Genomic DNA, 25589 nt, shown 5'->3' with positions numbered 1-25589 from the left:
ATTAAAGAAAAGGATAGTATTATGAAAAATATTCCTGTAGTTATGATTATTTTTGGTGGTAGTGGTGATTTAGCTCACCGTAAGCTTTACCCAGCTTTGTTTAATTTGTATCAACAAGGCTTAATTCATGATAATTTTGCCGTAATTGGAACAGCTCGTAGACCTTGGTCACACGAATATTTACGTGAACAAGTTAGTGATGCTGTTCATGAAACTCACGATGAGGTTGATGAAAATAGTTTAAAGCATTTTGCTAGCCATTTTTACTATCAATCACATGATGTTACAAATGTTGAACACTATGAGACACTGAAAAAATTAGCTCAAGAATTAGACGATCGTTATTGCGCACATGGAAACCGTCTCTTTTACATGGCAATGGCCCCAAGATTCTTCGGTACGATTGCTGCACATATCAATGACCAATGCTTAACAGGTAGTGGCTTTAATCGAATCGTAGTAGAGAAGCCGTTTGGTCATGATTTGGCATCTGCCGAAAAATTAAATAAAGAAATTACCGCTTCATTTAATGAAGATGATATCTTTAGAATTGACCACTATTTGGGCAAAGAAATGGTTCAAAACATTATGCCAATGCGTTTTACCAATCCTTTAATCAAAAATATTTGGTCAGCTGATTACATTAAAAATATTCAAGTTACTTCAGCAGAACGATTGGGAGTAGAAGCACGTGGTGGTTACTATGATACTTCTGGCGCTTTGCGTGATATGGTTCAAAATCATATCTTCCAGATCATTACTTTGCTTGCTATGCCAGAACCTAAAGATTTAACTTCTGCTAGTGTCCACAAGGCTAAGCAAGATTTGCTTGAAGGCATGATCATTCCTAGTCCAGAGGAAGTGAAAAAAGATTTTGTTCGCGGTCAATATTTAGGTAGTGATACTACTTTTGCTTATAAACAAGAACCAAATGTAGATGAAAATTCTACTACTGAGACCTTTGTAGCTGGTAAAGTTAAATTTAAGGAAGGCCCAATTGCTGGGGTACCGATTTACTTTAGAACCGGTAAAGAATTTAAGGAAAAGAAGAATAGAATCGATATCGTATTAAAGCATATCAATAATCCTTATGGTCAAGCTCATTCCAACAATATTACGATTGAGATTGATCCTACTAGCAAGATTTATATCACCATTAATGGTAAAAAGATCGATCAACCAGGAATTAGACGCGAAGATTTAACCTATGAATTTTCAAAATCTGAAATGGTAAAAGTTCCAGACGGCTATGAGCGGCTTTTACATGATGTTTTTGTCAATGATTCAACTAACTTTACCCATTGGAGCGAATTAAAACGTTACTGGGAATTTATCGATTCTGTTGAAGCTGATTGGCAAAAAGAAAATGAAGCAGGCAATGCCAAAATTGCTCAATATTTGCCATATAGAATGGGTCCAAAGGAAGCAAACGATATCTTCGAGGCTCCAACGGAACATTGGATTTATGAATAAGCAAAATTTATTGCCGCAAAACGACATCCATCGTCGGATTATACATCTGGATATGGATGCTTTTTACGCTTCAGTTGAAACTCAAAGAAATCCAGAATTAAAAAATAAGGCACTAGTTATCGGGCAAGATCCTCGTAATAATGGTGGGCATGGAGTTGTAGCAACTTGTAATTATATAGCTCGAAAGTACGGCGTTCATTCGGCAATGCCTGCGATTAAGGCGGTTAAGTTGATTCCAAAGTCAGAATTAGTTTTTATTAGACCTGACTTTAAGAAATATCGTAGCGTGTCAGCCGAGATTCATTCTTTTATGCATAATATTACAGATAAGGTAGAATCAATTGCTTTAGATGAAGCTTATCTTGATGTCACCCATAATAAGTTAGGACAAAAATCCGCGGTCCAATTAGCAATTAGCTTGCAACGCCGGATTAGAACAGAGCTTGGACTAAATTCATCTTTTGGCGTTTCTTATAATAAATTTTTGGCTAAAATGGGCTCAGAATATGCCAAGCCCTTTGGCAGAACCGTTATTTTGCCTGATGAAGTTAAGCAATTTTTAGGGATGCAAAAAATCGAAAAATTTCCAGGTGTAGGTCCTAAAACGCAGGAGCAGCTGCATGAGATGGGGATTTATACAGGTGCGGATTTGCAGCAGGTTGATGATTTTGTTTTAATTAAAAAGTTCAAAAAGATGGGCTACTTCTTAGCGCAGCATGCACATGGGATTGATTTGCGCCCGGTCATTGCGGATTCAGATGCAAATCGTAAATCGATTGGTATGGAACGCACTTATGAGCCGGCTATTTATACACGTGATGAAGCGTTGACGCACATTCGGCATTATTGTAAACATTTAGAAGAAGAACTAAAAAAGCGTAACTTTTTTGCCCAAACCGTAGTAATAAAAGTTAGAGATAATGATTTTGATACTGTGACTAAGCGCAGAAAATTGACGAAACCGTCAAATAGCCAGTATGATTTCTATGACAGCGCCCGTGATTTGTTTGATAAAACCAGTAACTTTTTGGAAAAAGGTATTCGGTTAATCGGGGTAACTGTGACTGATTTTAAGCAGGATGAATATCAAGCAATCAATTTATTCGATTACTAAAAGAAGTCCTTTTTCTGGTAAACTAGATACAGATAATTTTTAGAAGATGAGGAAAAATAATGAGTAGTTTTGATGACATTTACGAAAAAATCTTACAATATCCAACTATTATTTTGCACCGTCACACTAGTCCTGACCCAGATGCAATTGGTTCACAAGCTGGTCTTGCACGTGCAATTATGGAAAAATTCCCTGACAAGCGCGTTTTATGTGCTGGTGAAAATGACGAAGGCGATTTAGCTTGGATTAATCATATGGACCAAGTTAAAGCAACTGATTACGAAGGTGCATTGGTAATTACTACTGATACCGCTAATACCCCAAGAATTTCAAACAAGCTTTACGACAAGGGTGACTTTTTAATTAAGATCGACCACCACCCAGATGTAGATCCATACGCTGATATGAGTTATGTTGATCCTGATGCTCCAGCAGCTTGTCAAATCATCGTTGACTTCTTAAATGAAGAAGGCTTTAAGATTACTCCAGAAGTCGCTTACCCACTTTACGCAGGTATTGTTGGCGATACTGGTCGTTTTATGTATCCAGAAACTTCAGAACATACCTTTAAAGTAGCAGCTCAACTTGCTTCAACCGGTATTGATATTACTGAAATCGCTAGAAACATTGCCGATGTAACCTTTGATGAAGCTAAGCTTCAAGCATTAGCAATGGACAAGATGGAAATCGATCCAGTTGGTGCTGCTTACACTATCTTGATGCAAGATGATTTGAAGAAGTTAGGTTTGACTGATGATCAAGCTAATGTTGCAGTTTCAACTCCAGGTCGAATCAAGGATGTTTTGGCTTGGAACGTATTTGTTGAAAAGCCAGATGGCACTTTCCGTGTGCACTACCGTTCAAAGGGTCCAGTAATCAATGAATTAGCTGCTAAACATGATGGTGGTGGCCACGCATTAGCAAGTGGTGCTAATGCTAAGGACATGGACGAAGTAAAGCAAGTCTTTGCCGAAGTTGTTGAAGTAACTAAGAAGTATAAAGAAGATCATGAATAATATTTTCGCAGATTCCAGAATTAAACCAGCTATTCAAGAGGGGTTAAAGAAGATCCATTTTGAAAAGCCAACTAAGGTGCAGGAAAAAGTTATTCCCGCAATGCTTTCTGATTTAAGTGTTGTAGTGCAAGCTGCAACTGGGTCAGGTAAGACACATGCTTATTTGGTGCCTATCTTTAATGAAATTGATGAAGATGCTCACTATGTACAAGCAATTGTGACTTTGCCTAGTCGTGAATTAGCTGATCAGCTTTATCAAGTGGCACGTCAATTAAGAGATGCGGCAGGGATGCACTTTTCTATCGCTCACCTTGCTGGTGGTACTGACCGTGAACGTCAGTTAGAAAAGTATCAAAATAATACGCCACAGTTGGTAATTGCCACTCCTGGACGACTCTTGGACTTTGTACAAAAAAAGGTATTCGTTGTTGATCAAGTTAAGACTTTTGTCATCGACGAAGCTGATATGACTCTTGACATGGGCTTTTTGGCCGATATTGATCAAGTAGCAAGCAAGATGCCTAAGGATGTACAAATTGCAGCCTTTTCAGCTACTATTCCAGTTAAGTTATCTAACTTCTTGCGTAAGTACATGGCTCATCCAGATCAAATCGTGATCGATAATCCAAGTGTCATTGCACCTACAATTAAGAATGATTTGCTTGATATTGGCTCAAAGAATCGTAAGAGTGTTTTGTACAAGTTATTGACTATGGGTCAACCATACTTGGCTTTGGTTTTTGCAAATACAAAACAAACTGTTGATGAATTAACTAGATACTTGCAGGATCAGGGCTTAAAGGTGGCTAAGATTCATGGCGGGGTAACTGAGCGAGAAAGAAAGCGGACTTTGCGTCAAGTTGAGCAAGGACAATTTCAATATGTTGTTGCCTCTGACTTAGCAGCACGTGGTCTTGATATCGATGGGGTAAGTTTAGTTATTAACTATGAAATTCCACGTGATATCGAATTTGTAATTCACCGAATTGGTCGTACCGGTCGTAATGGTTTATCAGGTCATGCAATCACTTTAATTCGTGAAGAAGAAATGAACCGGGTCGAAGATTTGGAAAAGATGGGCGTTCATTTTGACTTTGTTGAAATTAAGAATGGTGAATTAGTACCACGTAAGCATTACCGCAGTCGTGAGAACCGTCAAGGTAAGAATCGCAAGCTTGATACTAAGTTAGTTGGTTACGTTAAAAAAGAAAAGAGAAAGCGTAAGCCTGGCTACAAGAAGAAGATTAAGCGAGCAATTCAAGAAGATAATCGTCAAAAGCGTAAGCTTGAACAACGTCATGAGATTAGAAAAGCTAAGCGTCTAAGAAAACGCAAGCGAGAACAAGGACGTTGACAGACGAGGATTTTGTAGTACAATTATTTTCAGCTTAAGATATGTCTATTAAAGTTGAATTTCAAAGAGAGAGCCAATTGGTGAGAGGGCTTAATTCGCTTTAACAGATGCTCCTTTAAGTTGTATTAATTAAGAATATCAAGAGGTAACAAACACTGTTGCAATCAAGGTGGTACCGCGCGCGGAGCGTCCTTGAATAAGCAATGGTGTTTTTTATTTTGTTTATGGGAGATAAAAATGAAGAAACTAACTAGTTCAGAGTTTCGCCAAATGTTCCTTGACTTCTTCAAGGATCATGGCCATATGATTATGCCAAGTGCATCACTTATTCCACAAGATGACCCAACTCTTCTTTGGATTAACTCTGGTGTTGCTACTATGAAGAAATATTTTGATGGTTCAGTTGTACCAAAGAACCACAGAATTACTTCTTCTCAAAAGTCAATCAGAACTAACGATATTGAAAATGTTGGTAAGACCGCTCGTCACCAAACTTTCTTTGAAATGCTTGGTAACTTCTCAGTAGGTGATTACTTTAGAGATGAAGCTATTCCTTGGGCTTGGGAATTCTTAACTAGTCCTAAGTGGCTTGGCTTACCAAAGGAAAAGCTTTACTGTACTGTTTATCCAAAAGACGTTGATTCACAACGTGTCTGGGAAAAAGCTGGTATGCCAGCAGACCATATTGTTAAGTTAGAAGACAACTTCTGGGATATTGGTGAAGGTCCATGTGGTCCTGATACTGAAATTTTCTACGACCGTGGTCAAGAAAACAACGACGTTGCTGAAGACGATCCAGAAAACTTCCCAGGTGGTGAAAATGCACGTTACCTTGAAATTTGGAACATCGTATTTTCACAATACAACCACTTGCCAAATGGTAAGTACGTAGACCAACCACACAAGAACATCGATACTGGTATGGGGCTTGAACGTGTACTTTCAATTTTGCAAGATGCACCAACTAACTTTGAAACTGACTTATTCTTGCCAATTATTCACGCTACTGAAGAAATGACTGACGGTAAGAAGTACGGTGAAAACAAAGAAGACACTACTGCATTCAAGATTATTGCCGACCACGTTCGTGCCGTAAGTTTTGCTATTGCTGATGGTGCTCTTCCATCAAACTCAGGTCGTGGTTACGTTCTTCGTCGTTTGATTCGTCGTGCCGACCTTAACGGTCAACGTTTGGGCATCAAGGGGGCCTTTCTTTACAAGCTTGTACCAGTTGTTGGTAAGATTATGCAAAGCCACTACCCAGAAGTTATGGATCAACGCGGCTTTATCGAAAACGTAATTCAAAACGAAGAAGAAAGATTCCAAGCTACTCTTGATACTGGTTTGACTTTGCTTGATGACTTAATTGATAAGGCTAAGAAGTCAGATGACAAGACTATCTCAGGTAAGGATGCCTTCAAGATGTTTGATACTTATGGCTTCCCATACGAATTGACCTTTGAATCAGCTCAAGATGCTGGCCTTAAGGTTGATAAGAAGGGCTTTGATGCTGAAATGCAAGCTCAAAAGGAACGTGCACGTAAGGCTCGTGGTGATCTTCAATCAATGGGTCGTCAAGATGTAACTTTGATGAACATTAAGGACAAGTCAGTCTTTGAACGTGATACTTATGAAGAACCACATGCCAAGCTTCTTGACATCGTTGTTGACGATAAGTTAGTTGACAAGGCTGATGGCGAACACGCAACCTTAGTATTTGACAAGACTCCATTTTATGCAGAACGTGGTGGTCAAGTTGCCGACCACGGTAACATTTATGATCAAGATGGTGAACTTGTTGCTAAGGTAACTGATGTCCAACACGCTCCAAACGACCAAAACTTGCACTTTGTTGACCTTATTTTGCCAATGGAAAAGGGCAAGGAATATATTTTGAAGATCGACAAGGAACGTCGTGAAGGTTTACGTCACTCACACTCAGCAACCCACTTGCTTCACGCTGCACTTCGTCAAGTTTTAGGTGAACATACTCACCAAGCAGGTTCATTAGTTGATCCTGACTACTTGAGATTTGACTTCACTGCTATGGAACCAATGACTCCACGTGAAATTAAGTCAGTTGAAGAATTAGTTAACCAAAAGATTTGGGAAGCTATCGATGTTAAGACTACTATCACTACACCTGAAGAAGGTGAAAAGATGGGTGCTTTAGCCCTCTTTGATGGTAAGTACGGTGACAAGGTTCGTGTTGTTCAAATGGGTGACTTCTCATCAGAATTCTGTGGTGGTACTCACTGTGATAACACTAACCAAATCGGTATCTTCAAGATTACTTCTGAATCAGCTGTTGGTGCTGGTATGCGTAGAATTGAAGCTGTAACTTCAAAGAAGGCATACGAATACTTAGCAAATCGTTCAGGTTTACTTGATGATATTCAAACAGAAGTTAAGGCAACTAAGCCAGACAACATTATTGATAAGATTGACTCACTTGAAAGTGACTTACATGATAGTCAAAAGCAAGTTGAAGCTTTGACTAAGCAAATCAACCAAGCTAAGGCTGGTCAAATCTTTGATGATGTAAAACAAGCTGGTGACTTGACTGTAATTGCTACTATTGCAGATGTTAACGGCATGAACGACCTTCGTGAACTTGCTGACAACTGGAAGAGTGGCAACAAGTCAGACGTCTTAGTTTTAGCTGCTGAAAATGATGGCAAGGCTAATATGATTATTAGCTTGAATCAAAAGGCCTTAGACAAGGGGCTTAAGGCTGGCGACTTAATTAAGAAGGCTGCTCCAATCTTTGGTGGTGGCGGCGGTGGTCGTCCTAACATGGCTCAAGCCGGTGGTAAGAAGCCAGAAGGTCTTAACGACGCTATCAAGGCTGTAATCGAAGAAATTTCAAAGAACTAAGAATTAATTAATTGTGTTTAAGCTTTTTTTCAAGTAAAATTGTTGACAGGAGGAATAAATATGAGTTCGCTAGATAAGACTATGCATTTTGACTTTAACCAAAATAAAGGAAAGAATGTTTATGACACTCTGCAAGATGTTTACAATGCGCTTGAAGAAAAGGGCTATAATCCTGTCAACCAGATTGTAGGTTACTTACTTTCTGGCGATCCTGCTTATATTCCACGGCATAATGATGCCCGTAACTTAATTCTTAAGCACGAACGTGATGAAATTATTGAGGAACTCGTTAAGAGCTATCTTGGTAAGAATAAATAATGCGATTATTAGGTTTAGATATAGGCTCTAAAACTGTGGGTGTTGCGATCAGTGATGAATTAGGAATTACTGCACAGAAGTTAGAAACTATTAAAATTGATGAAACCAGATATAATTTTGGGATGCGTCCATTAAAAAAGTTAGTTAGACAATATGAAGTAGATGGCTTTGTATTAGGTCTGCCTAAGAATATGGATGGCACTTCGGGAGCTTCAGTTGCCCGCAGTAAGGCTTACGGTAAAAGACTCGAAGAAAAGTTTGGCTTGCCCGTGCATTATTCTGATGAAAGATTAACAACTATCGAATCACGCCGAGTACTCGTAGAAGATGCAGGTATTCATGATCGTAAAAAACGTAAACAAGTGATTGATCAGATGGCAGCGGTGCTCATCTTGCAAAATTATTTGGATTTACACCGAAAGGATTAATATGGCAGCACAAGTTAATGGTGACGATCAAGATCGTCAAATTACTTTGATCGATGATCAAGGTAATGAAGAATTGTATGAAGTATTATTTACTTTTCATTCAGATGATTATGATAAGTCATACGTACTTCTTTATCCAGCCGCTGTTGGGGACGATGAAGATATTGAAGTACAGGCTTTCAGTTATGATGCAGATGACGCAGGTGATGTCACTAGTAGTGATTTGCATGAGATTGAATCTGATGATGAATGGGACATGGTACAAGGAGTTTTGAATACTTTCTTGGATGATGATCGCCTAAGTGGTAAATAATAAAAAAGGACTAGCTGCGGCTGGTCCTTTTTGTTAGTTTATAAAAAGAAATATAAATAGCTATGAATGATAAAATTTTAAAGATCTTAGAGTTCGGTGAAATTACTAAAAGATTAAGTAAATTAGCAATTACAGCTCCAGCTAAAGATGCGGCATTGAAGTTAAGACCGAGTGGTAATTTTGACCGAGTACAAAATGAATTAAAACAAACTTTAGCATTGGCTGACTTATTGCGAGTTAAAGGACAACTTCCGTTAAATGATTTTCAAGATGTTCATCCTAGCACTAAAAGATTGAGTGTAAAAGCAAATCTGAATGCTCAGGAATTGGGTAATTTACTTCTTGTTTTAAGCTTAGCCAATGAGATTAACGAATTTCTGGAAGATGTTGATGATGAAAAGCTTAACTTATCAGCTATCGATTCAGTTTTGGATCAGTTAGATGTTCCAGACCTTTTATTTAAAGAATTAAAAAAATCTGTTGATTATGATGGTGAAGTACTTGATACAGCTTCAAGCGCATTAGCACATTTGCGTCACGATATGCGTAGTAACGAAGAAGACATTAAGAACCGGATGGATGCTTATACCAAAGGAAATAGCAGCAAGTACTTGTCTGAACAAATCGTTACTATTCGTGATGATCGCTATGTTATTCCAGTTAAGCAGGAATATCGTGGCAAGTTTGGTGGGGTAGTTCATGATCAAAGTGCAAGTGGTCAGACTTTATTTATTGAGCCTGAAGCAGTTTTGAACTTGAACAACCGCCAGCAAAACTTAATTGCTCAAGAAAAACAAGAAATCCGCAATATTTTGAAAAACTTGTCTGGCTTAGCTAGAGAAGAAATTGATAGCATCAATAATATTGCTAATGCATTAACTCGTTTAGACTTTTTGCAAGCAAAGGCAAAATTGGCTAAGCAAATGAAAGCTAGCGAGCCTAAGTTGACTCAGGATCATTCGCTGGAATTACGAAATGCACGCCATCCATTAATTGATCCAGAAAAAGTTGTTCCTAATGATATTCGTTTAGGCGGCGATTTTGATACAATGCTGATTACTGGGCCAAACACCGGTGGTAAGACTATTACTCTTAAGACCGCTGGCTTGCTGCAATTGATGGCTCAGTCTGGTTTATTTATTCCAGCTGAAGAAGGCAGTAAAGTTGGCGTATTCAAAGAAGTTTACGCTGACATCGGTGATGAACAATCAATCGAACAATCATTAAGTACTTTTTCATCACACATTAATGACATTATTGCCATTATGAAAAATGTAGATAAAGAAACCTTGGTTTTAATTGATGAAATTGGTGCAGGAACCGACCCAGAAGAAGGTGCCAGTTTAGCTATTAGCATTTTGGACTTTTTGCGCAAGAAAGATGCTAAGATCATGGTCACTACGCACTATCCTGAATTGAAGCTTTACGGATATAACAGACCACGCACTACTAATGCATCGATGGAATTTGACTTAAAGACTTTATCACCAACATACCATTTACAAATTGGTATTCCAGGTCACAGTAATGCTTTTGCGATTGCTCGTAGGCTGGGGATGCGTGAAGATGTAGTTAAAAATGCGCAAAACTTAATGTCAGATGAGGATTCTGATATTAATAAGATGATTGCTAAATTAAATGCGCAAACTAAGGCGGCTACTACAGCTCGCAACCGATTCGAAACGAGTTTAGATCGCAGTCAAAAACTTGAACAAAAATTGCAACAAGCGCTTGATTGGTACAACCAACGTGTTCAAAAGCAACTCGATTTTGCGCAAGAAAGAGCTAATGAAGTTGTAGCTAAGAGACGTAAAAAGGCTGATAAAATTATTGCCGAGCTGGAAAAGCAGAAAAATGCTGGCGTTAAAGAAAATAAAATTATTGAAGCTAAGGGTGAACTTAATAGCCTAGAGCGTCAGGCCCACAATTTAGCCCATAATAAAGTCTTACAGCGTGAAAAACGTCGTCATCATGTAAGTGTAGGGGATCAAGTAAAGGTCCTTTCATATGGACAAACAGGTACTATTACCAAGAAATTGTCTGAACATGAATATGAGGTTCAAATGGGGATCATTAAAGTCAAAGTTAGTGACCGCGATATTGAGAGAATCGACAAGAATAATACACAACCTAAGAAAAAATTGGTTAGAGCAACAAGTGCAATTAGACGTAGTAATGCACATAGCGAGTTAGACTTGCGTGGTCAACGCTACGATGAAGCTATGACTAATTTAGATCGTTATATTGATTCCGCATTACTGGCAGGTTTAGATATTGTAACTATTATTCATGGGATCGGTACTGGTGCAATCCGTAAAGGCGTTTGGCAATATTTGCGTAGCAGTAACCACGTTAAAGGCTTTAATTACGCGCCTGCTAACGAAGGCGGTAATGGTGCCACAATTGTTAAATTAAAGTAAGCAGTCTTCTTGTAAAAAGTAAGTAAAACTGATATATTATTAATATAGATTTAAAGATAAAACGATATTAATTGAAAGAGGTAAAGCATATGGTTGATGCAATTACTGATCAAAATTTTGAAGAAGAAACTAAAGATGGCGTTGTTTTAACAGACTTTTGGGCAACTTGGTGTGGTCCATGTAAGATGCAATCACCAGTAATTGACCAATTGGCAGAAGAACGTCAAGATGTTAAGTTTACAAAGATGGATGTTGACCACAATCAAGAAACTGCTAAGAATCTTGGTATTATGGCTATCCCAACTTTGATTATTAAGAAGAATGGTCAAATTGTTGATCGTTTAACTGGTTACACTCCAAAGGAAAAGTTGAACCAAATTTTGGATCAATACGCTGGTTAATTAAAATAAAAAAATAAGCTTGTGGCGAAGCCACAAGCTTTATTTTTATGCTTCTTTTTCTTTAAGAAGATCACGGATTTCTTTTAAGTAGTCTACTTCAGTTGGAGCAGCTGGAGTTTCTTCTTCTTCCTTTTTCGTAAATTTATTAACGGCTTTTACGATTAAGAAGACAATGAAGGAAATAATAAGGAAATTGATGATGGAATTTAGAAAACTTCCGTATCTAAAATTAGCTTCTCCTACTTTAAGAGTTAAGTTAGACAAGTCAATTCTACCGATAAAAAGACCGATGAGCGGATTGATTAAGTTTTTAACAAGTGATTTTACGATTGCTGTAAAAGCTGCACCGATAATCACACCGACTGCTAAATCAATAACGTTTCCGCGTGCAATAAATTGTTTGAATTCCTTAAGCATTTTATTACTCCTATATCTAAATCTAAAAATATTTTAATCTAAGGTAAAGCATATAGTAATAATAAATTATAGTCTATAAAAAAGCTATCTTTTTTGCTAAATTTTTAGCCGAAACGAGCAATGATTTGAACTTTCTTTTCTTTAGGTAAGATAGTAATTTCACTTTCAGTGGTTTTGCCAGTCTCTTTTTGAACGGCTTCAGCGATCATGCCACTTTCAAGAGAAAATTCTTTACTATCACTATCTAAACGATCTTCGATATTTTGACCGCTTAATTCAAAAGTGATGGAGGCTCTTCTTTCTTTGGTTTTTACAAGAGTACCAAATTTAGCCATATGGAAGAAATCAACCAAATCATCAAAATCGCTTAAGTCGTAGTGACGTGAAATTCTTTTGCCAGCCCAATAAAGAATAGGGGCATCGTCATCACCTAAAATAGTTGGTAAAAGAAAGTCACGGTAAAGTTGATTAATAAAATATACGTGTTCGTTTGCGTTTTCTGTCATAAACTTATTCATCCCTTTTATTCTTTTTTATTTTACCGTAAACTAGTAGGAGTAGAAAATAATTTTTTCTTAATAAGAGGTTTTTATTATGGATAATCGTCCCATTGGATTGTTAGACTCGGGTGTTGGCGGCTTTACAGTTGTTAAAAAAGTAATTGAAAAGTTGCCTCACGAATCTACTGTTTTTATTGGTGATAGTGCCAATATGCCTTATGGTGATAAAAGTCGTGAACGAATTATTGAACTTACACGCCGAAGTGTGAAGTTTTTATTGCAAAAGAAAGTAAAGTTGATTATCTTTGCCTGCAACACAGCTACTGCAGTAGCAATGCCAACTTTGCAAAATGAAGTTGAACAACAAGTTATCGGGGTTATTCAATCAGGTAGTTTAGCTGCGGCTAGAACGACTAAAAATAAAAAAGTCGCAGTAGTAGCAACTCCGGTAACGATTAACTCACATGCATATCAAAAAGAAATTAAATTCAGAGATCCTGATATCAAGGTGATGGAAGTTGCAGCGCCAGAGCTTGCTCCACTCATTGAAAGTCAAAAGGATTATGATACAAACTTAGCAGCGGTAAAACGCAGTATTGCCCCACTTAAGGGTCAAGATTTTGATACTTTTGTTTTGGGCTGTACGCATTATCCACTAATTCAAAATGAATTTGCGGAAGCATTAGGTGATAAGATTCAAATCGTAGATCCTGCTGATCAAGTAGCACAATATACTTTTAATGTTATGCGGCGTGATGGTTTATTTAGTTCATCCGATCAAGCTGGAAAACATGAATACTACACCACTGGAGATCCTGATAAATTCTCAGAAATGGGGAGAAGATTTTTAGGACAAGCAGATTTGACTAGTCATCAAGTAGATACGAGGAATTTATAATGACTAAGGAAATTTTATTTGCGACTGGCAATCAAGGAAAAGCTAAGGAATTAAAGGAAGCTTTTAAAAGAGCTGGAGTGGATGTTGAAATTAAAACCAATGCAGATTTAGATAATCCACCTCATCCAATTGAAAGTGGAAGAACATTTGAAGCAAATGCCAAGATTAAAGCTCATGAGTTAGCAGAATTTTCAGGATTACCAACAATTGCGGATGATTCAGGCTTAATGGTTGATGCATTAAATGGTGAACCTGGCGTAAGAAGTGCTCGTTATGCTGGTGAAGCTCATAATGATGCCAAGAATAATGCCAAGTTGTTGGCTAATTTAGGCGGTGTACCTGATGAAAAGAGAACGGCCAAGTTTTGGACGACGATCGTTGTTTCAATGCCAGGTGAGTTTGATAAAGATCTAGTTGTTTCAGGTACTTGTTCAGGCCGAATCCTTGCTGCACCACGCGGTGAAGATGGATTTGGTTATGATCCACTGTTCTTTATTCCTGAAAAGGGTAAGACTTTTGCACAAATGACAACAGATGAGAAAAATGAAATCTCTCATCGTGGTAATGCAGTGAGAAAATTGTTGCAAGAATTGCCTGATTGGCTAAAACAATTCAATTAAAAAAGTGTTTAGAATTTTTCGTTCTAAACACTTTTTTCTATGCGCTAGTGTTGATTGTACTAGCAGTTGTTGCAAATTTAATATCATTTTTTTGCAAAGCTTGAATGTATTTACCTAAATATAAATTTTTAACTATCGATTGCTTTTCAGGTTTTACCTTAAAATAAACGCCATAGGTAACTGTGCGTCCATTTTGCCCAGTAACCCCAATAATTGAAGGGCCAGAAGAAACGGTGCCTTTTTCAGGTTTAATTGATTTATTAACCTCTTTAATAATTTTGGTGATATGACTAAAGTCATTGTCTGCATCTAATTCAAGATTAATAGTTAGTCCAATAGCATTATGGGCCAGATTTTGTACAATCGTAATATTGCGGTTAGGAATGTAAATTATTGAACCATCTGATGCTTTTAATCGAGTGGTTCTAAGACCTAATTGATCTACAGTACCGACTTGACCATTAATGGAAACTGTATCGCCGACATCAAATTGGTCTTCACTTAAAATGAAGAAGCCGTTAACTAAATCACTCACAAAACCTTGGGCCCCCATACCTAAGGCAAGAGAGAAAATTCCGGCACTGGCTAATAAAGTTCCCACTGGCACGCCGATAATGGATAAAATACCGAAAAGATAAAAGAATATCAAGGTATATTGAAAGATACTGTTGATTAAAGCAGTAATTGTTTTAGTCCTTTTATTTCTAATTGTATTGTGTCTAGCCAAGTAGTTGTTAATTATCTTGTGACCAAAGTGGGATAAAAGGTAAAAGATTAGGGTAGTAATGGCTAGTTGCCAAATAATTGATAGAAAATTTTGCCCAATTTTGTCCCAATTGAACTGAATTTTATGCATACTGAAATGAGTAGGTAATGTGGGTATTTTCATAAATAGTTTTATAATATCCTTTCTTGAATTTAATAGGTTATAATAAAAGAATAACAAGACATTAATTGAGAATAAAGTATATTCATGCTAGACTTTTTTTAGATGGTATATGGAGGTAGAAGTTAGAAGATGACAATTTCTTATGGTGCTTTAGCAGGTTTAATTGCCGCAATTGCATTCTTAATTTTAGTATTATTTACGATCCCTATGCTTATTCGTACAGCAAAAGTTTTGAAAGAAACAAGTGCTACTATTCAGACAACTAATGAATCAATGAAGAAGCTTTCTGAAGATATGGATGGTCTGATGGATCAAACTCATAATTTATTAGATCAAACTAACGACCTAATGATCGATATTAATGGTAAAATGAAGACGTTGGATCCAGTAGTAAAAGCTGCTGCTGATTTGGGTGAGAGCGTATCAGAATTGAATGATTCTTCAAAGAAGATCGCTAAACGCTTTAGTAGCAATCATTTTAGTCACGCTGGTCTTGTTTCTTCAATTGCGGCTACTGCTTTTGCAAGACGCAGACGCCGTAGAGGTGAAAATTAATAAAGGAGGATTTCACTATGAAAAAATTTGCAAGTTTCGTATTAGGTGCTGTAGCTGGTTGTGCAGCAGGCTTTATTGCAGGTTCATTACTTGTTAGTGATGAACAAGTTGATGATGTTAAGAACAAGATTAAAGACAACGATAAACTTCAAGATTTGAAGAAGAAGTACGACAATGGTACTGAAATCGTTAAGAATCAATTAGCTTCATTCCCAAAGAACGTTGAAGATGATTCAGAATTAAAGGACTTCGATGACATCGTTATTGATGATTCAAACAAGGACAACGATGTTGCTGATGGCGATAACGCAGAAAAATCAGTTGATGATTTGAACAATGCTGAAAATGACAATACTGCCTCAACTCCAGATAATTCAGAAGAATAGTCAATTATTCATCGCAAAATAAAAAGCTGACGTCATGTCAGCTTTTTTTGCGACTAAATTTTAGATTAATCTCTAACAGGGATAATCTTCAAGTCTTTATTGGTATGTGTAAATGTCTTAAAACCATCCTTGGTTACGACACCACAGTCTTCAATTCTTACTCCAGCAAAGCCAGGGATGTAGATACCTGGTTCAATGGAGAAGCACATCCCCTCTTCAAGAACTAAATCATTGCCTTGAACGATTGATGGATATTCGTGGACATTTTTACCGATACCGTGGCCTAAACGGTGAATGAAGTATTCGCCATAGCCGGCTTTAGTAATGATATCACGAGCAACGCTATCAAGTTCTTCAGCAGTAATACCAGGCTTAGCAGCTTCAATTGCGGCTTGTTGTGCTTCGCGGTCAACTTCGTAAATTTCACGTTGCTTGTCTGATGGCGTACCATAAGCGACTGTTCTACTTGAGTCAGATGCGTAACCATCATGCATAGTACCTAAGTCGAATAAAACTAATTCGTTAGGTTGAACAGTGTTCATAGTTGGACCAAGGTGTGGGTTAGCTGCGTTCTTACCAGCTTGGACGATCGTTTCAAAACTTTCGTGCATTACGCCTTTTTGAATCTTTAATTGGTAATCAATTTGACCAGCGATACTTCTTTCAGTCACACCGGTTCTGATTGCATCAAAACCAATTTGAAAGGCAAAATCAGCTTCGGCACCAGCGCCTTGTAATTTTTTAATTTCTTCTGGTGTCTTGTAAAGACGAAGTCTTTCAATGAATGAAGAAACATCATTAGTAAAACTTGCATTTGGAAATTCGCCGCGCAGGTATTGGTAATGAGCAACGGAAAGATCGTCTTTTTCGATAGCCCAGGTGTGAGTATCTTTAGTTCTCTTTCTTACGTTGTTGGCGATTACTTCCCATGGATCTTCTGAATCAAGGTAACCAAAAACATCACCGTTCCATTCAGAATCTTTTGCTTCTTCTACATTTAAAGCAGGGCAGAAAATAAAAGGATCTGCATCTTTAAATACGAGCAAAGCAAAGATACGTTCATGAGGATCCATAGAATATCCCGTGAAGTAAGAAATAGTAATTGGGTTAGAAATGTATGCAATATCATTGTTTGAATCTTGCAGCCATTGTTGTAATTTATCTAAGTTCATAAATAGCCTCTTTTTTTGTTAGTTTAGTGTCAGTATATCATGTTTTTGTATGAAAAAATGAAAGAAAAGCTGTAAACGTTTGCACTTAGAGCAAAATAATGATAAATTAAGGTGAAGGATTTTTCGGAAGGACTGAGAATAAGCAATGCATAAACAAGAAGTTACAATTTATGATGTTGCTCGAGAAGCTAAGGTGTCTATGGCGACAGTTTCTCGTGTTGTTAACGGCAATAATAATGTGAGAAAAGAGACACGTGATCGTGTTCTTGAAGTAATTAAAAGATTACACTATCAACCAAATGCTGTAGCGCAAGGTTTAGCATCTAAGCGTACCACTACAGTAGGGTTAATCGTCCCAGATTTGACTAATTTATATTTTGCAGAATTATCTAAGGGTATTGATGATATTGCACTTTTATACAAGTATAACATTATCATTACCAGTATTGAAAATCGTTTGATGAAGGAAGATCAAGTAATTCAAAGTTTGCTTAATAAGCAAGTAGATGGCGTGATCTACATGTCAAACCGTTTGCCAAACGAAGCTGCAGAAGCATTTAAGAGAACTAATACTCCAGTAGTATTAGCTGGGACTAAGGATAATCGCGATGAGTTTGCATCCGTAACTATTGATTATAAGAAAGCTGATACCGAAGCATTGAATTTATTAATGCACGATGGCAAGAAGAACTTGGCACTCGTGGTTGGTGATGAAGATGCAGTGGTAAATGGTGAAAATAGAATTCCAGCATACAAAGACTTTATCAAAGAGAATAATCTGGGTGAACCACATGTTTACACCGGGGTTAAGGATTATTCAGATGGTTACAATTTATACCCACAACTCGTTAAAGATGGTATCGATGGTGTAATTGTTACCCGTGATATTTCATCTGTTGGTATTTTGAACTCAGCCATGGATGCAGGCAAGAAGATACCAGAGGATTTGGAAATTGTTACTGCAAGTGCAACTCAACTTGCTTCTGTTGTTCGTCCAGCCTTGACTACAATCAAGCAGCCACTTTATGATATGGGTGCGGTGGCTATGAGAATGTTAACTAAGTTGATGAATAATGAAGAAGTTGACGAAACTCATATTGAATTGCCATATGAATTAGTTAAAAAACAAAGTACTTTAAATCAATAAAAAGTATCAAAAAAAGAAGTAGTTGATAAAAACTGCTTTTTTTTAATTTAGTGAATAATTTGATTAATTTGTTTTCGTTTTTGCCAATAAGTTGATGTGAAGATTAATTTATTAGGATTGAAAGGCAATAAAACTAAGTTCGTGTATTTGCTTACTCGTGGCAAGTTGTTATATTGCTGAAAAGCTTTTTTATTGAAAAAGCCGTAGAAAAGTATTTGATCAGCCTTAATCCAACCTTTCTTGGTGTAAAGCCACATGTTCTTAGGACCGCCATTAAAGTTTTGAATTTTAAATAATGTGTTAGCAGGCAAGAATTTCTTTGTTTTTGCTTGATTGTCAGGATAACTATAAATTGCTACTTTAGTGTTAGGCTTAGCAATTATTTTTTTATTTTCATAAGGTGCAATATCATTACGGCGTAAATCTAAGTTGACGAATTCCGCTGAAATAAAAGTTTTTTCTGCTATCTGATAGTATAATTTGTTGTCGACTCGCACGCCGTAAGTTACATTAACTTTTTGGTTAGGTCGAACGTATTTCTTTTCCTTAATTCGGACATAGGGATTCATCATAGTAGGGGTCTTAGTTTTACCAAAATAGATTCCTGTTCGATTGATAGCATATTTTTTAGTACCACTTTTGGCTAATTTATATTTAAACCCAGTAGCGGGGAAGTTGGTAACGACCCCATCGACATTACGATTAATTAACCAATGCCAAAGAGCAGGTGATTCATCCATTTCTGCCCAGACAAATAATTGTTTATGCAACTTGTGGAGCCAGTGAATTAAGAAGGGATGCTCTTGAACAATGTCAGAAGCGGCGTTTACGGCATTTACTTGAGGCAAAATACTGAAGTTAATGCGTTTTAAGCTACCTACAATGAAGATTAAATAAGCATCAGACATTATTTTTCTAAAATGAAACAGACTTGCTGCAGAAAATGAATGAATCATGATACGTTTTTGCATATGATACTTCTTAACTACTGCAGCAATTTTATCTTCTAATTCGTAAGATGGGTTGATACTATGATCAATCTTGGTTTCTAAAACAAATTTGGCGCTAGGTTTATTTTTATAATGCTCAAATAATTCATTAAGCGACATTACGTGTTCGCCATTATCGTACTTTAGCTGTTTAAGTGTCTCAAAGTTATTTTGTGATACAATTGCATGTGTATGAGTGACTCGCTCAAGGTCGTCATCATGAGAGATGACTAAAACTCCATCTTTGGAAAGTTGGAGATCGAGTTCGACGTAATCAGCACCGGAATTGAAGGCAGAATCATCAGACTGAATAGTTTCTTCAGGATACTTGATGGGATCGCCGCGGTGACCAACAACAGTAAAACCACTTGTCGTTAAAAAGATTAAGCTAAAAAAAAGAGCCCAAAATAGTTGGCTTTTAAATTTCATATGTGTACACCTCTATCGCATATTAACAATAGCATGGTTACACATTTTTTTCTATTTATAGTATGATTCTGTTATTCCAAAAGGGTGAAATTGATGGAACAATTGGATTTAATTGAAGAGATTACCAGAAATGATGGTAGTCGTTATTATGAAATTTCTAATATTGATCAAAATGGAATTGCTGAATTAGCGGTGGACCATGGTGAAATTAAAAAAGTACGGATATTACAGTTGAATATTCCGCGTACTACTGCATTAATTGAGTATGAAAAATATATCAATGATACTTATGATTTGCAGACATTGACTAATGAAGATGATTGGAAAAATCCTAAGTGGGTAGAATGGGATAAGCCTAAAGGCAAAATTTTGGATGCTTATCACATGATATTGAAGGCCAATCGAATTGGATAGAAAGTAGTACAAAAATGGAAACTTTGCGAATTTTACATACTAATGATCTACACTCACATTTTGAACACTTTCCTAAAATTGGGCGCTATTTAAAAAAGGCTCAGGCAGATACTTCAGTTGATGAAGTTTATACTTTTGATGCCGGTGACTTTATGGATCGTTCGCATCCCTTAACCGATGCAACTGAAGGCCAAGCTAATATTAAATTAATGAATGGCTTTCACTATGATGCGATCACGATTGGCAACAATGAAGGAATATCTAATCCGCACTGGGTGTTAGAAAGATTGTTTGATCATGCTGATTTCCCAGTAATTTTGGCTAATTTGCGTGAAGAAGACGAATCCATGCCTAAATGGGCAGTGGGTCATAAAATTATTAAAACCAAGAAAAACACGCGAATTGCTTTAATCGGCCTTACTGCAGCATATCCCATGACTTATGGTCCTAATCACTGGCATGTCAAAATGCTAGGTCATGCAATGGATCAACAATTAGCTCAAATTAAGGATCAATATGATGTTTTGATTCTGATTACTCATGTAGGACTTAAGATGGACCGCTGGCTTGCCAAGAATTATCCGCAAATCGATCTGATCGTTGGTGGTCACAGTCATGATCTATTAGCTCATGGTGAAAAAGTTGAACATACTTGGATTACTCAAACTGGAAAATGGGGTAATTACGTTGGCGATATTCATGTTGAACTCGAAAACCACCATGTAACTAAAATCGTGCCTGATACGATTCCTACAGCTTCAATGCCAGAAATGTCAGAAGATGAGGCAGTTATTCAAGGCTACTATGATAAAGGTCAAAAACTTTTGTCTGAACATAAAGTAGCTAAGCTGCCTGAAAAATTTAATGATGACAAAATCGCGGCAGTTCAAGTTTCGCTTGATGCGATTGCTGATTTTGCCAAGACAGATTTAGCAATTTTGAGTTCAGGATTATTTTTGACCCCATTTAAGAGTGGAGTTTTAACTCAGTATGATTTGCAAAAGGCATTGCCACATCCTATGCATGTTGTGCGTTCTACCTTAAAAGGCAGCGATCTTTGGCGTTTAGTAATGGAAATTGAAAAGAATCGCCATTATTTGGATCATTTTCATTTGCAAGGGATGAGCTTTAGAGGCAAGATCTTTGGGCAAATGTATTACAAGGGAATTAAAGTAGATACTCGTAAGCGAATCGTTTATGCCAATGGTCATGAGATTGATCCAGAAGAAGAGTATCAAATCGCTTGCCTTGATCACTATGTATTAGTGCCATTCTTCCCGACTTTAGCTATTGTTGGTGAAAATGAATTCCTATTCCCTCAATTTTTGCGTGAAGTTGTTGGCAATTATTTAGCTAAAATATACCCACTATCATCGAGAAGTGAAGTAAATGACAGAAAAAAATAAAACTAATTCAGAAAAAAGCGCAGAGGAAAAAGTAAATAAATTTGAAGAAGAGCAGCCTTTGCGTCATCCGCTTGCTAACGTAGCACAGGATGGTAAAAGTATAAAAATTAATGATCAGTTATATACCATTGTCACTAATGAACGGGATGCGCTCGATCTAGAAATACTCCGTAAAAAATATGATCCATTTTTGGATCAATATGATTATTTAGTAGGGGATGTTTCAAGTGACCACCTGCGCTTAAAGGGCTTTTATAAAGATGAAGCTCGCACTTCGATTGATAAAAAAGAGATGGCGATCGTAGATTATTTAACTGAATATTGTAATCCGGGTGGGCCGTATTTTATCTTGGAATTAACTAATCCTACTCATCATTATTCACATCAAAGACCGCGCAAACCGCATTATGAACGTGAACGTAATCGTAAGAATGATCGCTTCCACTCACGTCGACGTCACGGCAGGGGATATCGTAAAACTGAAAATAATCCATTCAAGAAGCGTCGAGTTCATCAAACCAAATTTAAAAAGAAGCAGTCAATTGCAGTCAAAAAAGAATTTGGACGTCATCATTCTTTTATTATTAAGAAAAGAAAGGGAAACTAGTGAAAGATTACCGGGTATTTTTAATTGACTTAGATGGGACAGTTTATCGTGGCAAGGATACTGTTGAATCAGGAGTAAGATTTGTTCATCGTTTAATTGAGCAAAAAAAAGATTATTTATTTTTAACCAATAATACGACTAGAACACCTCAAATGGTGGTCGATAAATTAAAGAGACACGGGGTAGAAACCGATACTGATCATATTTATACGCCAAGTATGGCAACAGCCAGTTATATTTTGAGTCAGAATAAAGATCATTCAAATAAAAAGATCGGTTTATACATCATTGGCGAAATCGGCTTATGGAGAGAGCTATTGCAGCATCCTGAATTTGAACTTAATGAGGAAAATCCTGATTACGTTATTGTCGGGATGGACAAGGATTTGACTTATCATAAAGTTCGTGTAGCCTCAAGAGCAATTAGACGCGGGGCTACTTTTATTGGTACTAATGCTGATATGAATTTGCCTACAGGGGATGAATTAATCCCAGGCAATGGATCTCAGTGCGTTTTTGTTGCAGCGGCTAGTGGGGTAGATCCGTTATACATTGGTAAACCAGAATCTATCATCGTAAAAAAGGCTTTAGCTAAAGTAGGATATTCTAAAGATGATGCCTTACTAGTAGGTGATAACTACGATACTGATATCAAAGCAGGTTTTAATAGTGATGTAGATCAATTATTAACTTTGACGGGTGTAACTCAAAAAGAAGATATTGTTGGCAAACGCCAACCAACGTATATGGTTGATAACTTAGACGAATTCGAACTATGATTACAAAAGATAATTTTTTTGGACTGATATATCATTTTTTGTTTGCCATTTCGAGTAGTGTAGTGGGAGCTATTGTCGCTAGCTGGCCGCTTTTGTTTATTTTTATGCTGGTACAAAAGACATATGAGACTGTTCACATGTCTTTATTTCAAGTAATGCATAATTATAACCAGTTGATGATTTATTTGATCTGGCCCTTTAAAAAGCGGCTTAAAATGGATAATTTTCCCACATCCGCTAATGCAGCAGAACATTTTGCGGAATGTAAGCAATTATTCGTTTTTGCTGTACTCGTATTTATTGTTTGTTTAATGCTGTATTTTGTTTTTAAAAAGCGTAGAAAAAAAGCGCTGCTTAGCTTGGATAAATCTGCAGCACTTATTTTATTGTTATTGCCAATCGTAGTATTTCCTTTTGCAGTAACCAATTTTGATAGTTTTTTTGTAATTTTTCACCACATGTTGTTTAACAACAATGATTGGTTATTCGATCCGAATACTGATCCGATAATCAATGTGTTGACCGAAGGCTTTTTTGCATCTTGTTTTGCAGTAGCTGGGATTATTTACGAATTATATTTTGCTGAAAAGTTGTTACGAAGATAAAAAAGAGTTCCATTAGTGGAACTCTTTTTTGAGTGAGATTTTTTTCTTCAAAGCTACGATGGCAATTGGAACAACTGAAACCAGGATGATGGCAATTACAATCATTGAAAAATGATCTTTTACTACAGGGATGTCACCAAAGAAGAATCCGATAACAGTAAATAATCCTGTCCAAAGTAAACCACCGATAATATTATAAGCAATAAATTTACCGTAATGCATTTTGCTACCGCCAGAAATAAAGGGGACAAATGTCCGGATAAATGGAATAAATCTTCCAATCACAATTGTAATTGGACCATGGCGTTCAAAGAACTTTTCCGCAGCTAGTCGATTATTTTGATTGATTAATTTATTGAACCAACTGTGTTTTTCACCTGCTCTAGTAGACCATGCTCCAATTTCATAATTGGCGGTGTCACCTAGTATGGCAGCTAAGGCAACGATTAAATATATTAGCCAAATATTTAAACCATATTTTGGGTTAGCGGCCATCGCACTAGCGGCAAAGATAAGTGAATCACCTGGCAAGAATGGGAAGATAACTACACCAGTTTCAATAAAAATGATGGCGAACAAGATCAAGTAAGACCAACCACCAGATTGGTTAACGATTGTGACCAAGTGGTCATCAATATGTAAGATAAAATCGATTAAAGTCATTTCTTTCTCCTAAATGCTAGTTGAGTGAATGGTTAAAGTTTTTTCTGGAAATAGATCACGCATAATAGAAGTAATAGCGATTTGAGCTTCTCCAAAACCTAAAGCAATTAGAGGAACCCGTCCAGGATAGCTTACTACGTCTCCAGCAGCATAGATTCCATCAATGTTGGTTTTCATCGTTGGATCAACAGCAATATTAGTTCCGTTGAGCTCGATTCCCCATTTTTTCACAAAACGATTATTAGCTTTGAAACCATAAGCGACAATAATTTGATCAAACTGCTCATGGCGTGGTTGAACATCACCCATACCTTTAAGAGTTATATCCAATTGATTATTAACTAATTGGATGTCCTTTGGAAGATAGGGAGTTAAAATTTCGACGTTTGCTAAAGAACGAAGCTTTTTAACGTTGGATTCAAGACCGCGGAATTCATTACGACGATGGATAATTTTGACATTTGTATAATTTGCCAATTCAATTGCTAAATCAAGAGCAGAATCGCCTCCACCGAAGACGCCTATCTTTTGGTTGGCAAAATCTTTAGGGTCTTTAATGAAGTAGTGGACTCTTTTTTGAATATCTTCATTCATCTTCAATGGTAATTCTTTAGGTTTGAATGCTCCTGCACCTGTAGCAATAATAATGCTTTTGGCTAATACCATATCATCTAAGATGAAACCGTCGTCGCTTTTTTTAACATCATTAACTTTATGATTAGTAATAATTTCAGTTTCCTTTGGTAAACCTGATTTTAAATTTTGGATTAAGGCTGTTCCACTGATTGTATTATAAGCAGGGATGTCACTAATTTGTTTAAATGGATAAAGCATTTGGGGCTGACCACCAACCTCAGATAATGAATCGAAGATTAAATTAGACAAGCCATGCAAGTGAGCAAAATGAGCTGCAAATAATCCAACAGGACCGGCACCTATAATTGCGAGATCAACTTTCTTAATTTTTAAAACCTCCTCTAAGTGTTGATGTATCAACTTTAACATGATTTAAGACAATAATCATTTAAAATTTGTACTTGTTTAAATCTGTTGACTAAGGTATATTAATTAAGTCGTCTTTTGAAGGACAGATTTAATTAATAAAAAAATACTTGCAAAATCAAGTTAAGTATTATATATTAATAAAGTCGTCTTGAGAGATGACGAAGAGCTCGAGAGCTTTAAAAAAGTTTTTGAAAAAAAGACTTGCAAAGTTAAAGCAAAACGAGTAATATATTTAAATGTCGTCAGGCGAGAGCTAAGGCGGCAGAAAACAAATCAAAAAAAGTTCTTGACAAAGGATTTGAGATTTGATAAAATATAAAAGTCGTCTGGTTCAGCCAGACGGAGGTAGTACTTTGAAAACTGAACAAAGTTTCGCTAAAAGTGTGCGGGTGTA

Annotated in this window: 27 protein-coding genes; 20 read left to right on the top strand and 7 right to left on the bottom strand. The window is 36.8% G+C overall.

The genetic code is table 11. The features are described 5' to 3' along the window. Positions 1-21 precede the first annotated feature (21 nt). From zwf to trxA, 10 genes are all read left to right on the top strand, one after another. Complete coding sequence (gene zwf / locus B5E95_RS01965; protein WP_087176008.1) at positions 22-1473, top strand: glucose-6-phosphate dehydrogenase; 1452 nt, start codon at positions 22-24, stop codon at positions 1471-1473. Beyond that, positions 1466-2587 (top strand): DNA polymerase IV, encoded by a 1122-nt coding sequence (dinB, locus tag B5E95_RS01960; RefSeq protein ID WP_087176009.1) that lies wholly within the window; start codon positions 1466-1468, stop codon positions 2585-2587. The genes zwf and dinB overlap by 8 nt, the downstream gene beginning before the upstream one ends. Positions 2588-2646: 59 nt before the next feature. After that, positions 2647-3603, top strand: coding sequence for a DHH family phosphoesterase (locus B5E95_RS01955; RefSeq protein WP_087176010.1), 957 nt, complete (start codon positions 2647-2649; stop codon positions 3601-3603). Next, positions 3596-4957 (top strand): DEAD/DEAH box helicase, encoded by a 1362-nt coding sequence (locus tag B5E95_RS01950; RefSeq protein WP_087176011.1) that lies wholly within the window; start codon positions 3596-3598, stop codon positions 4955-4957. Before B5E95_RS01955 ends, B5E95_RS01950 begins: the two co-directional genes overlap by 8 nt. 237 nt (positions 4958-5194) lie before the next feature. Continuing rightward, complete coding sequence (gene alaS, locus B5E95_RS01945) at positions 5195-7834, top strand: alanine--tRNA ligase (protein ID WP_087176012.1); 2640 nt, start codon at positions 5195-5197, stop codon at positions 7832-7834. Between the two features lie 60 nt (positions 7835-7894). After that, complete coding sequence (locus B5E95_RS01940; RefSeq protein WP_003627753.1) at positions 7895-8152, top strand: IreB family regulatory phosphoprotein; 258 nt, start codon at positions 7895-7897, stop codon at positions 8150-8152. Next, a complete protein-coding gene (ruvX, locus tag B5E95_RS01935; RefSeq protein ID WP_087176013.1) occupies positions 8152-8580 on the top strand; it encodes a Holliday junction resolvase RuvX in 429 nt (142 codons plus the stop codon). The genes B5E95_RS01940 and ruvX overlap by 1 nt, the downstream gene beginning before the upstream one ends. A gap of 1 nt (position 8581) precedes the next feature. Then, positions 8582-8893, top strand: coding sequence for a DUF1292 domain-containing protein (locus B5E95_RS01930; protein WP_025005180.1), 312 nt, complete (start codon positions 8582-8584; stop codon positions 8891-8893). 62 nt (positions 8894-8955) lie between these two features. Then, the gene (locus B5E95_RS01925; RefSeq protein WP_087176014.1) at positions 8956-11313 is read left to right on the top strand and encodes an endonuclease MutS2; all 2358 of its coding nucleotides are present in this window, start codon (positions 8956-8958) and stop codon (positions 11311-11313) included. An 89-nt stretch (positions 11314-11402) separates the two neighbouring features. Then, positions 11403-11714 carry a thioredoxin gene (gene trxA, locus B5E95_RS01920; RefSeq protein WP_014563092.1) on the top strand — a complete coding sequence of 104 codons (312 nt, stop codon included), beginning with the start codon at positions 11403-11405 and terminating at the stop codon, positions 11712-11714. Between the two features lie 45 nt (positions 11715-11759). On the opposite strand, the gene mscL is transcribed toward trxA, so the two are convergent. Together mscL and B5E95_RS01910 are read right to left on the bottom strand one after the other, a co-directional pair. Next, on the bottom strand, positions 11760-12131 hold the full coding sequence (mscL, locus tag B5E95_RS01915) for a large-conductance mechanosensitive channel protein MscL (protein WP_025005178.1): 372 nt from the start codon (positions 12129-12131) through the stop codon (positions 11760-11762). A gap of 104 nt (positions 12132-12235) precedes the next feature. After that, a complete protein-coding gene (locus B5E95_RS01910; protein ID WP_087176015.1) occupies positions 12236-12649 on the bottom strand; it encodes a YslB family protein in 414 nt (137 codons plus the stop codon). A 76-nt stretch (positions 12650-12725) separates the two neighbouring features. Here B5E95_RS01910 and murI point away from each other — a divergent pair, with 76 nt between their 5' ends. Both murI and B5E95_RS01900 read left to right on the top strand, forming a co-directional pair. Continuing rightward, a complete protein-coding gene (gene murI / locus B5E95_RS01905) occupies positions 12726-13529 on the top strand; it encodes a glutamate racemase (RefSeq protein WP_087176016.1) in 804 nt (267 codons plus the stop codon). Then, on the top strand, positions 13529-14149 hold the full coding sequence (locus B5E95_RS01900) for an XTP/dITP diphosphatase (RefSeq protein ID WP_025005175.1): 621 nt from the start codon (positions 13529-13531) through the stop codon (positions 14147-14149). Before murI ends, B5E95_RS01900 begins: the two co-directional genes overlap by 1 nt. 37 nt (positions 14150-14186) lie before the next feature. On the opposite strand, the gene B5E95_RS01895 is transcribed toward B5E95_RS01900, so the two are convergent. Further along, positions 14187-15038, bottom strand: a complete 852-nt coding sequence (locus tag B5E95_RS01895; protein ID WP_087176017.1) for a mechanosensitive ion channel family protein — start codon at positions 15036-15038, stop codon at positions 14187-14189. A gap of 129 nt (positions 15039-15167) precedes the next feature. Between B5E95_RS01895 and B5E95_RS01890 the strand changes: the two genes are divergently transcribed. Continuing rightward, on the top strand, positions 15168-15593 hold the full coding sequence (locus B5E95_RS01890) for a DUF948 domain-containing protein (RefSeq protein WP_087176018.1): 426 nt from the start codon (positions 15168-15170) through the stop codon (positions 15591-15593). A 17-nt stretch (positions 15594-15610) separates the two neighbouring features. Continuing rightward, positions 15611-15979: a hypothetical protein gene (locus B5E95_RS01885; RefSeq protein ID WP_025005173.1), complete on the top strand. Its 369-nt coding sequence runs from the start codon at positions 15611-15613 to the stop codon at positions 15977-15979. Positions 15980-16044: 65 nt separating this feature from the next. On the opposite strand, the gene B5E95_RS01880 is transcribed toward B5E95_RS01885, so the two are convergent. Beyond that, entirely contained in the window at positions 16045-17151 is a 1107-nt protein-coding gene (locus B5E95_RS01880; RefSeq protein WP_087176019.1) for a M24 family metallopeptidase, read from the bottom strand. Between the two features lie 145 nt (positions 17152-17296). Between B5E95_RS01880 and B5E95_RS01875 the strand changes: the two genes are divergently transcribed. Next, the gene (locus tag B5E95_RS01875) at positions 17297-18298 is read left to right on the top strand and encodes a substrate-binding domain-containing protein (RefSeq protein ID WP_087176020.1); all 1002 of its coding nucleotides are present in this window, start codon (positions 17297-17299) and stop codon (positions 18296-18298) included. 47 nt (positions 18299-18345) lie between these two features. Here B5E95_RS01875 and B5E95_RS01870 read toward each other — a convergent pair whose 3' ends face one another. Then, positions 18346-19716, bottom strand: coding sequence for a glycerophosphodiester phosphodiesterase (locus tag B5E95_RS01870; RefSeq protein ID WP_087176021.1), 1371 nt, complete (start codon positions 19714-19716; stop codon positions 18346-18348). 93 nt (positions 19717-19809) lie between these two features. Here B5E95_RS01870 and B5E95_RS01865 point away from each other — a divergent pair, with 93 nt between their 5' ends. The 5 genes from B5E95_RS01865 to B5E95_RS01845 are packed head-to-tail and all read left to right on the top strand — an operon-like array spanning position 19810 to position 23527. Further along, positions 19810-20130, top strand: coding sequence for a hypothetical protein (locus B5E95_RS01865; protein WP_025005169.1), 321 nt, complete (start codon positions 19810-19812; stop codon positions 20128-20130). 14 nt (positions 20131-20144) lie between these two features. Next, positions 20145-21536, top strand: a complete 1392-nt coding sequence (locus B5E95_RS01860; RefSeq protein WP_087176022.1) for a bifunctional metallophosphatase/5'-nucleotidase — start codon at positions 20145-20147, stop codon at positions 21534-21536. Then, on the top strand, positions 21520-22143 hold the full coding sequence (locus tag B5E95_RS01855; protein ID WP_087176023.1) for a YutD family protein: 624 nt from the start codon (positions 21520-21522) through the stop codon (positions 22141-22143). Before B5E95_RS01860 ends, B5E95_RS01855 begins: the two co-directional genes overlap by 17 nt. Further along, complete coding sequence (locus B5E95_RS01850) at positions 22143-22922, top strand: TIGR01457 family HAD-type hydrolase (RefSeq protein WP_087176024.1); 780 nt, start codon at positions 22143-22145, stop codon at positions 22920-22922. The genes B5E95_RS01855 and B5E95_RS01850 overlap by 1 nt, the downstream gene beginning before the upstream one ends. Continuing rightward, the gene (locus tag B5E95_RS01845) at positions 22919-23527 is read left to right on the top strand and encodes a TIGR01906 family membrane protein (protein ID WP_025005165.1); all 609 of its coding nucleotides are present in this window, start codon (positions 22919-22921) and stop codon (positions 23525-23527) included. The genes B5E95_RS01850 and B5E95_RS01845 overlap by 4 nt, the downstream gene beginning before the upstream one ends. 12 nt (positions 23528-23539) lie before the next feature. Here B5E95_RS01845 and B5E95_RS01840 read toward each other — a convergent pair whose 3' ends face one another. Together B5E95_RS01840 and B5E95_RS01835 are read right to left on the bottom strand one after the other, a co-directional pair. Then, the gene (locus tag B5E95_RS01840; RefSeq protein ID WP_087176025.1) at positions 23540-24190 is read right to left on the bottom strand and encodes a VTT domain-containing protein; all 651 of its coding nucleotides are present in this window, start codon (positions 24188-24190) and stop codon (positions 23540-23542) included. A gap of 9 nt (positions 24191-24199) precedes the next feature. After that, positions 24200-25195, bottom strand: coding sequence for an NAD(P)/FAD-dependent oxidoreductase (locus B5E95_RS01835; RefSeq protein WP_162606866.1), 996 nt, complete (start codon positions 25193-25195; stop codon positions 24200-24202). Between the last annotated feature and the right edge of the window lie 394 nt (positions 25196-25589).

Origin of the sequence: Lactobacillus gallinarum (assembly GCF_002160635.1) — a bacterium.
Lineage (GTDB): Bacteria > Bacillota > Bacilli > Lactobacillales > Lactobacillaceae > Lactobacillus > Lactobacillus gallinarum.
This window is presented reverse-complemented; position numbering and strand designations above follow the sequence as displayed.